Annotated in this window: 11 protein-coding genes; 5 read left to right on the forward strand and 6 right to left on the reverse strand. The window is 75.5% G+C overall.

Annotated elements, in window-relative coordinates; genetic code table 11:
- On the forward strand, window positions 1-213 hold a 213-nt coding region (locus ACFU74_RS33380; protein WP_380763657.1), incomplete at its 5' end, for a hypothetical protein.
- Here ACFU74_RS33380 and ACFU74_RS33385 read toward each other — a convergent pair.
- The 5 genes from ACFU74_RS33385 to ACFU74_RS33405 form a co-directional block, all read right to left on the reverse strand.
- On the reverse strand, window positions 200-1,252 hold the full coding sequence (locus tag ACFU74_RS33385; RefSeq protein WP_380763659.1) for an AAA family ATPase: 1,053 nt from the start codon (window positions 1,250-1,252) through the stop codon (window positions 200-202). The genes ACFU74_RS33380 and ACFU74_RS33385 overlap by 14 nt on opposite strands.
- Before the next feature lie 50 nt (window positions 1,253-1,302).
- Window positions 1,303-2,799: a hypothetical protein gene (locus ACFU74_RS33390; protein WP_380763661.1), complete on the reverse strand. Its 1,497-nt coding sequence runs from the start codon at window positions 2,797-2,799 to the stop codon at window positions 1,303-1,305.
- On the reverse strand, window positions 2,796-3,752 hold the full coding sequence (locus tag ACFU74_RS33395) for a trypsin-like peptidase domain-containing protein (RefSeq protein WP_380763663.1): 957 nt from the start codon (window positions 3,750-3,752) through the stop codon (window positions 2,796-2,798). The genes ACFU74_RS33390 and ACFU74_RS33395 overlap by 4 nt, the downstream gene beginning before the upstream one ends.
- Window positions 3,749-4,198: a CU044_2847 family protein gene (locus ACFU74_RS33400; protein ID WP_380763665.1), complete on the reverse strand. Its 450-nt coding sequence runs from the start codon at window positions 4,196-4,198 to the stop codon at window positions 3,749-3,751. The genes ACFU74_RS33395 and ACFU74_RS33400 overlap by 4 nt, the downstream gene beginning before the upstream one ends.
- 96 nt (window positions 4,199-4,294) lie before the next feature.
- Complete coding sequence (locus ACFU74_RS33405; RefSeq protein WP_380763667.1) at window positions 4,295-5,092, reverse strand: alpha/beta hydrolase; 798 nt, start codon at window positions 5,090-5,092, stop codon at window positions 4,295-4,297.
- A gap of 216 nt (window positions 5,093-5,308) precedes the next feature.
- Between ACFU74_RS33405 and ACFU74_RS33410 the strand changes: the two genes are divergently transcribed.
- Entirely contained in the window at window positions 5,309-6,121 is an 813-nt protein-coding gene (locus ACFU74_RS33410; protein WP_380763669.1) for a hypothetical protein, read from the forward strand.
- A 52-nt stretch (window positions 6,122-6,173) separates the two neighbouring features.
- Here ACFU74_RS33410 and ACFU74_RS33415 read toward each other — a convergent pair whose 3' ends face one another.
- Window positions 6,174-6,548 carry a DUF6401 family natural product biosynthesis protein gene (locus ACFU74_RS33415; protein WP_380763671.1) on the reverse strand — a complete coding sequence of 125 codons (375 nt, stop codon included), beginning with the start codon at window positions 6,546-6,548 and terminating at the stop codon, window positions 6,174-6,176.
- Between the two features lie 184 nt (window positions 6,549-6,732).
- Between ACFU74_RS33415 and ACFU74_RS33420 the strand changes: the two genes are divergently transcribed.
- The 3 genes from ACFU74_RS33420 to ACFU74_RS33430 all read left to right on the forward strand — a co-directional run bounded on the left by ACFU74_RS33420 (window position 6,733) and on the right by ACFU74_RS33430 (window position 9,851).
- On the forward strand, window positions 6,733-7,659 hold the full coding sequence (locus ACFU74_RS33420; protein ID WP_380763673.1) for an LLM class F420-dependent oxidoreductase: 927 nt from the start codon (window positions 6,733-6,735) through the stop codon (window positions 7,657-7,659).
- 182 nt (window positions 7,660-7,841) lie between these two features.
- Window positions 7,842-8,534, forward strand: coding sequence for an AAA family ATPase (locus tag ACFU74_RS33425; protein ID WP_380763675.1), 693 nt, complete (start codon window positions 7,842-7,844; stop codon window positions 8,532-8,534).
- 306 nt (window positions 8,535-8,840) lie between these two features.
- Window positions 8,841-9,851 carry a zinc metalloprotease gene (locus ACFU74_RS33430; RefSeq protein ID WP_380763677.1) on the forward strand — a complete coding sequence of 337 codons (1,011 nt, stop codon included), beginning with the start codon at window positions 8,841-8,843 and terminating at the stop codon, window positions 9,849-9,851.
- Window positions 9,852-9,900: the final 49 nt, after the last annotated feature.

The raw sequence follows: 9,900 nt of genomic DNA on the forward strand, positions 1-9,900 counted from the left end.
GCCGTCGACGCCGATGTCGAGGCCGAGGCCGACGAGGCCGCCGACGCCGCCGACGCCGGCGCGCCGAGCCCGGCGATCCCGGCGATCCACAGGACGTCGGCGAGGTCGTCCGCCGTCGGCGGCCCGCCGTCCGCCGGGACGAGCAGACCGGTGAGCGCGGCCCGCAGGCTCTCCTGGGCGGACGAGGCCACCTCCCGGCTCAGCTCTCGTTGAGCGGGCGGAGCAGGACGTCGTGCAGGAGGTCGTGCCCCCGCCCGCCGTCCCAGAGCCCGCGCCGGGCCATCAGCAGCGCGTTCAGCAGCTGGTCGTTGGCCAGCTCGGCGCCCTCGTCCTGCTGGCGGCGGAGGAACTCGGCGATCAGCGCGGTGGTCGCCGCGTCGGCGGCCGTCTCCTCGCCCAGATGGGCGGCGACCATCGCGGTCAGCCGCTCCGCACTGGGCGGCTGGATGTCCAGCCGCACGCAGCGCCGCAGCAGGGCGCCGGGGAACTCGCGCTCGCCGTTGCTGGTGAGCACGACCAGCGGGAACTGCGCGCAGCGCACGATCCCGCCCAGCACTCCCGCCGTGCGGCCGTGGTCGGCCGTGCCGACCCACTGGTCGCCCGGGCCGAGGCGCGTCAGCTCGGGGATGTCGAACTCGCCCTCCTCGAAGACGTTCAGCAGGTCGTTGGGCAGGTCGAGGTCGCTCTTGTCGATCTCGTCGACGAGCAGCACCCGGGGCACCCGCCAGGGCAGCAGCGCCGTGCCGAGCGGGCCGAGCCGCAGGAACCTCCCGATGTCGGGGCCCTCGGCCGCCGGGGGCGCCCCCTCATGGGGGTCGGGGAGCGGACGGCGGCGGTGGTCCGCGGTCTCCCGCCGCAGGCCGGCCTCGTGCAGCCGGCCGATCGCGTCGTAGCTGTACAGCCCGTCGCGCAGGGTGGACCGGCTGGTGATCGGCCAGCGCAGCACCGGGCCGAGGCCCAGTTCGTGGGCGACCGCGTGCGCGAGGGTCGACTTCCCGGCACCGGGCTTGCCGGTGATGAGCAGCGGACGCCGCAGGTGCAGGGCGAGGTTGACCAGGTGCACCTCCCGCTCGTCGGCCTGGTAGGCGGCGGCCTGCCGGGCCCTGCCGAGCCTGGCCTCGGGCTCCAGGGGCGGATCCTGCCCGGCACCGGCCGGGACGGCGGAGGCGCGCCAGGCCGGAGCGTCGGGGAGCCGGCCGATCCCGTCGTGCCGGACGCCGGTGCCCCGGTAGATCCACCAGTCCTCGGCCATGTCTGCTCCTGCCTCATCGGGCGTGGTCCCGGCGCCGCGGGGACGGGCGGTCATCCGACCATCCCCGGGAACGGGCTGTCCTGGTCCGGGTCCACGCAGTCCGGGTCCTCCCAGAGCAGCGTGACGGTGTGCCGGGGGTCGGGCGGGCGGCCGCGGGTCTGCCGGCGGTAGCGGTGGACGGTGTCGGGCAGGTCGGCCAGGCGGGCCGGCCGGTACTCGCGCAGCGCCTTGACGAGGGTGTCCGCCTCGCCGGCCACCCGCCGCCAGAGCAGCACCGGCATGCCGTCGAGGTACATCGCGTCGTCCACGGCGTACTGGACGTCGGCGGGCAGTTGGTCGTACGGCACGTCGAGGCCCAGGCAGGACAGCGCGGGGCGTTCGGCGATCCAGTCCGGCAGCTCGGCTGCGCGCGCCGGGTCGAGCGGGGGCCAGCCGATCCGGTCCAGGGCGTCGATCTGGTCGGGGCCGGCCGCCGGGCTGCCGAGCTGCGCCCACCGGGCGTTCCAGGCCTCGAAGTTGACCATCGGGTCGGAGTAGCGCTCCAGCGAGCGGACCACCACCGGGTGGTGGTGGCCGAGCGGTCGGCCGGTGGGGCCGGAGGACCACAGTTCGGCCGCGTGGCCGAGCATCGACCGGGGGAGCAGGAACTCGATCCGGACGGCCTTGCCGCGGATCTCCCGGGCCAGTTCGGCCCACCGGGCGAGCCGGCTGCCGCCGACGGAGACCAGTTCGCTCCGGGTGAGCGATTCGGTGGCCGGTAGGCCGTGGGCGCGCTGGAACCGTCCGCCGGTGAGCGGCTGGCGGTAGTAGGCCAGGCGCAGCCGGTACCGGGTGTCGCCGGTGTGCTCCGGGGTCTCCTCGTCCAGCCGGACCTGGACGATCAGCCGCTGCCCGGGTGCGGCGGCGGGTGCGGGTTCCGGCCCGCCGTACCGGTCGACGAAGCGCCGCAGCGCGGGGAGTGCGGCGCACCGGGTGACGGCCGGGTCGGCGCCGAGCGAGCGGAGGAAGCCGGTGAGCGGGCCGAGGACGTCGGGGGCGCGCCGGTCGACGAGGCGGCCGAGGAGTTCGGGCAGGCCCTCCTCGCCGGTGAGGTTCCGCAGTCCGCCGGTGTCCTCGGGGATGTGGTGGTGGAGCCCGGGGAGCGCCGGCAGCCGGTACAACTCGGCCACCACGTCGAATAGTTCGGCGACGTTCTGTTCGGGCCCGCGGGTCAGGAGCAGGGTGGTGAGGTCCAGCCAGGGCAGGACGCGGTCGTCCGGGGCGAGGGTGTGCAGCGCGTCGCGCAGGGACTCCAGCGCCGCCCGGGGGTCGCCGAACGCCACCACGGCGCCGATCAGGTTCCAGACGTGGTCGCGCGGTCGGCCGTCCTCGGCGATGTCCGCGTCGATGCCGGGTGCCGCCGCGGACCGTCCCATGGCGGCCACGACGTGCTGGCGGAAGGCGTGCCCGCGCATCCGGTCGCAGCCGAGGAGGACGTCGGCCAGCAGCCGGTCCGCCTCCACGGCCCAGGGTCTCGGGGGCGGCGGCGCGGGTGCTGCTCCGCTCACGCGCCCTCCCGGCCGCCGGTCGCCCGCCCGACCAGCCGGCGCAGTTCGTCGAGCGCGCCGTCGTCCGGGGCCAGCTCCTCCACGGCGGTGACGAGTGCCCGTAGGGCCACGCGCCCGTCGCGGAAGCTCCGGCAGCCGCGGACGATGCCGTGGAGATGGAGGCGCTGGGTGGGGTGCTCGGCCACTTCGAAGGCGTACGGCACGCCGAGGGCCCGGCTCATGGCGTCCAGCAGCAGGAACCGCCCGTCGAGCCGTTGCAGGAGCGGGATGGGCATCAGGGCGGCCACCAGCTCACCGTCGCCCGGTGGCGGCGGGACCGGAATCGGCCCCGGGACGTCGATCCCCGCCTCGACGAGCAGGGCGCGGAGCGCGCCGACCGGGGTGAACCAGCCGCCCTGGTCCAGCTCGTAGGAGCGGCTGGCCTTGAGCACCCCGTGCACCGCCCCGTCCGCGCCGACCAGCATGCTGCCGCTGTGCCCGTCGCGCACGCCGTCGCCGCTCACCCGGACGTAGTCGCCCGCCCGGCCGACGACCCGGAGGGCGAGGGTGTCCGGGCGGGCGGTGCCCAGGTCCGGGGTGTAGGTGGAGAACCCGAGCGCGGTCAGCCGGGCGCCCGGTTCGGGCGGGCCGCTCGCCAGCGGCGCCACGGGGTGGCCGGTCAGGCCGGGGACGGACAGCAGTGCGAGGTCGGGGAACGGGTGGAAGCGCCCGCCGTCGCCGGTGTCCGGGAACAGCCGGACGGCCCCGGTCGCGACGGGGTGCACTCCCGAGGCGTGCCGCACGGCCACCGGGGCGGCCTCCCGCCGGGCCTCCACCAGGACGTGCGCCGCGCCGGCGACCAGGCCGGGCGCCACCAGGAATCCGCAGCCGGCGAAGCCGCCGGCGACCTCGACCATGACCGCGCAGTCGCGCAGCGCCTCCGGCCGGAAGGGGCCGGGCGCGGTTCCGGTCACTCGGTGCCGGCCGCGCCGGGGAGCGCGGACGACTCGTGGGCGGCCCGCTGCCGACGGCGCTCGGCGAGGTCCCAGGAGAGCCGGACGGTCAGCCCGGCCTCGCCGCCCGCCTCGGCGATGACCCCGAGCAACTGGCCCGACTTGACCGCCAGTTTGAGGCCGAACTCGACCTCGAAGGCGTCCGGCGAACCCGCTCCGCCGTCGGCGATGCTCTCGGCCGCCCAGCGGCCCACGCCCTGCACGGTGGCGCGCACCTGGTCCAGCGTCAGGGCGACGGCCTCGCCCAGCTGCTCCGTCGCGCGGCGGGCGCCACCGCCGAGCCGGGCGTCGCCGAAGGGGTCGCGCTTGGGCGAAGTGCCGTCCGGCTGCTGGAAGTTCACCTCGCCGATCACCTCGGCCCGGACGGTCGTGCCGTCCCCGAGATCGATCGTCACCGTTTCGGTCACCGGGCCCGCCCCTTTGAAGATCCGTTCCAACGGTTCATCAGAATACCCGCCACCGGGGGTCGTTCAGGCCGGAACGCCCGTGCGGGCCGGGCCGGTTCAGGCGTCGGTGGGCAGCGGGCGGAACGGGGGGCGCGGCGGTGCGGCGCGGGGGTGGGCGGGGAGGAGGAGGCCGAGCGAATCGCCGGAGGCGGCGGGCAGCGCCAGCGCGGCGGCGGCCTCCGGCGGCAGCTCGCGCAGCCCGAGCAGCCCGGCGGAGAGCCGGGCGGTGGCGCGGTGCCAGTCGCCGATCCGCCGCATCAGGGTGTGGCCGGTGCCGGCGACGGTGTAGCCGCAGACCCGGGCGCCCGCCGCGCGGCCGCGGGCGGCGAAGGCGCGGGTGTCGGCGGGGGAGGTGATCCGGTCGAGGTCGCCGTGCAGCATCAGGACGTCGCGCCCGGCCAGCTGCTCGCACGGGTCCTCGGCCGGGCACCACGGGGCGAGCGCGACGACGCCGGTGACCGTGGGGTGGCCGGCCGCGTGCAGGGCGGCCCGCCCGCCCATCGAGTGGCCGACCAGGACGGTCGGCACCGGGCCCAGCTCCTCGGCGAGGTCGTCGAGCGCGGCGACGGCGTCCCGGGCGGCGTCGGCCCGCTCGCCGTTCCAGCCCCGGTGGCGGTAGCGGACGGTGCCGACCGCCACACCCGCGCCGGCCGTCTCGCGGCGCAGCGCGTGCACGAAGCCGGTCATCCGCAGTCCGGGCAGGTTCAGCGGACCGGGCCGGGACAGGCCGTGCTCCTGCCCGCCGTGCAGGACCAGCACCGCCGCGCCCGGCCGCTCGGGCAGCCCGTGCCAGACCAGCGCCCGGTGGCCGCCGTCGCTCGTACGGTTGTCGCCCACGTCGCCCACGTCGCCCACGTCGTTCCGCTCCCGCTCCCCGCCCGTCGTCCGCCTGGACCGCCACTGTACGTGCCGGGCGCACGCGGCGGGACACCTCGGTGGCCGGAGCGGGTTCACCCGGGGAGGCCAAGCGCGGGCCGCCGGGGCGTGCGGGCCTGCGGGACCCCTGTTATCCACGAAGGGAGGGGGGTCCCGCGCCGCTCCCGGCGCGGCTTCGCCGAGTGGAGGACTCCCGTGGCCCAGCAGCTCGCCCTGTCCGTCGACTTCGGGTCCGGCTTCACCGAGGCCTGGTCGAAGGTCGCCAAGTTCATTCCCCAGTTCATCGCCTTCCTGGCGATCCTGGTCATCGGTTGGTTCGTCGCCAAGGCCATCGCCCGGCTGCTCGACCGGGTGCTGCGCCGGGTCGGCTCGGAGCGGGTGGCGGAGCGGTCCGGGATCGCCCGGCACCTGGAGGGCTCCAAGTACGACCTGACCGGGATCGTCAGCAAGATCGTCTACTACGCGATCCTGCTGATGGCACTCCAGCTGGCGTTCGGCGTCTTCGGCCCGAACCCGATCAGCGTGATGATCAACGGCATCGTCGCCTGGCTGCCGAAGGGCATCGTCGCGGTCGTCATCGTGGTCGTCGCGATGGCCATCGCCAACGCGGTGCGCGACATCGTGCGCAACGCGCTCTCCGGTGCGGCCTACGGGCGGACGGTGGCGACCATCGCCTGGGCGTTCATCGTCCTGCTGGGCGTGGTCGCGGCGCTCGGGCAGGCCGGGATCGCGACCGCGATCACCGGGCCGGTGCTGGTCGCGGTGCTGGCCTCGATCGCCGGCATCCTGATCGTCGGCGTCGGCGGCGGTCTGATCATCCCGATGCGCCAGCGCTGGGAGCGCTGGCTGGACAGCGCCGAGCAGGAGACCGCCAAGCTGCGCGGCAGCGCCTACCAGGCGGGCCGCTCGGACGCGCTGGCCAACCAGCCGGCCCGGCCGACCACCCCGGCCACGCCGCCTCCGGCCCCGGGCATCGACCCCGGTCGGCCGGGCGGGCAGCCGGGCTGACCGCGGCGACGCGCGGTGCGCCGAGCGGCGCAGTCGGGGTCTCCGACGCCGCTCAGGCCGCGAGCAGGCCGTCCTGCCGGACCAGCCAGCAGATCGCGGTCAGCCGGTGCACCGCGTAGTCGTACCCGACCGGTTCGCGCCAGCCGATCTCGGCGAGCGCGTCGAGGAAGCCCAGCGCGTAGTCGGACAACTCCTCACGGTCCAGGGGCCGGGGCGCCAGCTCCGGCCCCTGGGCGTACAGCAGTTCACGCAGCTCGGCGGCGTGCTGGTCGACCGCCGCGGTGAAGCCGGGCTCGAAGGCGAACTCGGCGAGCCGGGGCGTGAAGGCGGTGACGATCCCGGGCAGCGGACAGCCGGCCGGCCGGTTGCGCGGGTCGGGGGAGCCGCCGGGGGAGTCCCGGTCCGACTCGTCGGGCGTGGCGAACATCCGTCCACGGTAGGCGAGCGCGGGAGCGGCTCCGGCCGCCCGGGGCGGTTCCGGGCTGAGACCTTGGCCACGCCGACGGCGCGGCCCGGTGCGGCCCGACGGTGCGGCCCGGTGCGGCCTTCCGCCGGTACCCGCGTGGCAAACCGCCCGTGATCAAGGGCCGGTCCGTACCAGAATGGCCGCCATGGATCTTCGCATCTTCACCGAACCCCAGCAGGGCGCGAGCTACGACACCCTCCTGCGGGTGGCCCGGACCGCCGAGGAGCTCGGGGCCTTCAGCGCCTTCTTCCGCTCCGACCACTACTTGAAGATGGGCGGGGTCAGCGGCCTGCCCGGCCCCACCGACGCCTGGATCACCCTGGCCGGCCTCGCCCGCGAGACCAGCACCATCCGCCTCGGCACCCTGATGACCGCAGCCACCTTCCGGCTGCCCGGCGTGCTCGCCATCCAGGTCGCCCAGGTCGACGCGATGAGCGGCGGCCGGGTCGAGTTCGGCCTCGGCGCGGGCTGGTTCGAGGCCGAGCACACCGCCTACGGCATCCCGTTCCCCAAGGAGCGGTTCGGGCGGCTGGAGGAGCAGCTGGAGATCGTCACCGGCCTGTGGAACACCGCCCTCGGCGAGACCTTCGACTTCGCCGGCACCTACTACCGGCTGAGCGAGTCGCCGGCGCTGCCCAAGCCGGCCCAGGCGCGGATCCCGGTCCTGGTCGGCGGCAAGGGCCCGACCCGCACCCCGGCGCTGGCCGCCCGCTTCGCCGACGAGTTCAACCTGCCGTTCGTCCCCGCCGAGGAGACCGCCGCCCAGTTCGGCCGGGTCCGCGAGGCCGTCGAGAAGGCCGGCCGCCGGGCCGACGACCTGGTCTACTCCAACGCCCTGGTGGTCTGCGCCGGACGGGACGACGCCGAGGTGGCCCGCCGGGCCGCCGCGATCGGCCGCGACGTCGACGAGCTGAAGGCCGACGGCCTGGCCGGCACCCCGGACGAGGTGGTGGAGCGGATCGGCCAGTACGCCGCCGCCGGCTCCCAGCGGATCTACCTGCAGGTCCTGGACCTGGACGACCTCGACCACCTGGAGCTGATCGCCTCCCGGATCGCCCCGCAGCTCGGCTGAGCCCCGCCGCCCTCCGGGCCCGCCGTAACGGTCCCGGTGCGTTTCTGTGACGTACCCGGGGCGGTAAAGGGCTCGGCCCGGACCCGGTCTGACCACTAGTCTTTACTCGCTCTTGAAGGGGGAAGGCTCTTCGGGAAGCGGGTCCGGGAGAGCCCGGGCCGGCGGGGATGCAGGGGGTTTCGATGGCGGACGTGCAGGTCTCCAGGACGGTCCTCGACCGGACGGCCGCGGCGCTCCGGGCCGGCTGCCCGGAAGTCGCGGCGGAGCCGGCCGCCGGCGCGCTGCGCCCGCACGGCCTGCAGGACCTCCGGCAGGCCCGGCCCGGGCGGGGGCGGCCGGTGGCGCTGCACTACCCGGCGGGCGACCTGCTGGTGGTCTCCGGGCTGCCGGGCAGCGGCAAGAGCACGCTGATGCGCCGCTGCGTGCGCACCCCGCTGATCGACTCGCAGCTGGTCCGCGAGGAGTACGCGGCCCGGATGCCGGCCTGGCTGCCGTACGCGGTGTACCGCCCGCTGGTGCGGATCGCGCACTACCGGCGGCTGCGGAGCGCGGTGCTCGGCGGCGGCCCGCTCACCGTGCACGACTGCGGGGCGGTGCCCTACGTGCGGCAGTGGCTGGTCCGGATGGCGGAGAAGCAGGGGCGCCGGGTCCACCTCGTCCTGCTGGACGCCAGTGCCGAGGAGGCCCGGGACGGCCAGCGCGCCCGCGGGCAGGCCGTCTCCGCGTACGCCTTCGCCCGGCACCGGGACGCCGCCCGCCGGCTGCACCGGCGGCTGGCCGGGACGGGCTGCCCGCCCGTCGGCTGTGCGTCGGCCGTGGTACTCGACCGGGCCGGTGCGCGTGCCCTGCGGGAGATCGTCTTCGTGGCGTCGTAGTCTCGGCGAGGCGGTTCGGGCGCCCGGTTCACCCCGTTCGTCCCGTTCCGCCGGCCGCCGCACCACTGCGCGGGGTTGACGGGGTGTCACGTTTCGGACAGGCCGGGGCCGGTACTGTGCGCAGGTGCGCGACGGGAAATCCTCCATGTGCGGCGCGATCTGACCGCTCAAACTTCCGGATTATGTCTGATTTGTCGTCAGAGGTTCCAGGCCGGAACCTGTCTGACGTGTACACGCGACCCTGCGTAGCCTGTGGCTCGGCGGTCCCCCTCAGCCGCTGTCCCCCACCACACCACAGGAGCGCAGATGCGTCGTTCCGTCCGTGTCCCCTCGCGTGCCACCAACCGGTTCCTCGGCGCGGCGGCCGTTGTCGCCGCCCTCGGCCTCACCCAGTTCGTGGCGCCGGCCACGATCAGCGCCGCCGGCGCGCCCGCCCAGGCCCCGTCCGCCGCCGTCTGCACCGGCGAGGGCTCCGAGGACGCCGCGGCCCGCAAGCCCGCCGGCAGCCCCACCTCGCAGGAGCCCAACGCCGTCACAGAGTCGCAGGCCAAGGCGATGGACGCGGACCTCCAGGCCCGCCTCGGCCAGCTCGCGCAGGCCACCCAGGGCGGCGCCCTGCTCGCGCCCGGCATGCTGGCCGCCACCACCACCATCCCGGTCTACATGCACGTGGTGCACTCCGGCACCACCGGCAAGCTGTCGGCCGCCACCATCGCCCGGCAGATCGACGTCCTCAACGCCGCGTACAGCGGCCAGGGCACGGGCAACACGGTGAGCCAGTTCCGCTTCCAGCTGGCCTCCACCGACTACACCGACAACGCCACCTGGTACAACGGCGTGGCCCCGGGCTCCAGCGCCGAGCGGGCGATGAAGACCAGGCTGCGCAAGGGCGGCGCCAACGCCCTCAACCTCTACAGCGCCAAGCTCGGCCAGTCGCTGCTCGGCTGGGCGACCTTCCCGAGCTCCTACCGGACCAACCCGACCGACGACGGCGTGGTGCTCCTCGACTCCTCGTTCCCCGGCGGCTCGGCCACCAACTACAACGAGGGCGACACCGCCACCCACGAGGTCGGCCACTGGCTCGGGCTCTATCACACCTTCCAGGGCGGCTGCGCCGGCCAGGGCGACTACGTCGCCGACACCCCGGCCGAGGCGAGCGCCGCCTACCAGTGCCCGGCCGGCCGGGACACCTGCACGACGGCCGGGGTCGACCCGATCCACAACTTCATGGACTACACCTACGACTCCTGCATGACGCAGTTCACCCCCGGCCAGGTCGCCCGGATGTCCAACTCCTGGGCCGCCTACCGGGCCTGACGGCCCCCGGGCGAAGCCTGGGTCCGGCGGGTGCGCGGCTGCGGTGCCG

The sequence above is a fragment of the Kitasatospora sp. NPDC057500 genome (assembly GCF_042802195.1).
In the GTDB taxonomy this organism is placed as follows: Bacteria; Actinomycetota; Actinomycetes; order Streptomycetales; family Streptomycetaceae; genus Kitasatospora.

Coding starts and splice junctions, on each gene's coding strand:
- ACFU74_RS33385 (WP_380763659.1), bottom strand. CDS start 1,252: ATGGCCGAGGACTGGTGGATCTACCGGGGCACCGGCGTCCGGCACGAC.
- ACFU74_RS33430 (WP_380763677.1), top strand. CDS start 8,841: ATGCGTCGTTCCGTCCGTGTCCCCTCGCGTGCCACCAACCGGTTCCTC.
- ACFU74_RS33425 (WP_380763675.1), top strand. CDS start 7,842: ATGGCGGACGTGCAGGTCTCCAGGACGGTCCTCGACCGGACGGCCGCG.
- ACFU74_RS33415 (WP_380763671.1), bottom strand. CDS start 6,548: ATGTTCGCCACGCCCGACGAGTCGGACCGGGACTCCCCCGGCGGCTCC.
- ACFU74_RS33420 (WP_380763673.1), top strand. CDS start 6,733: ATGGATCTTCGCATCTTCACCGAACCCCAGCAGGGCGCGAGCTACGAC.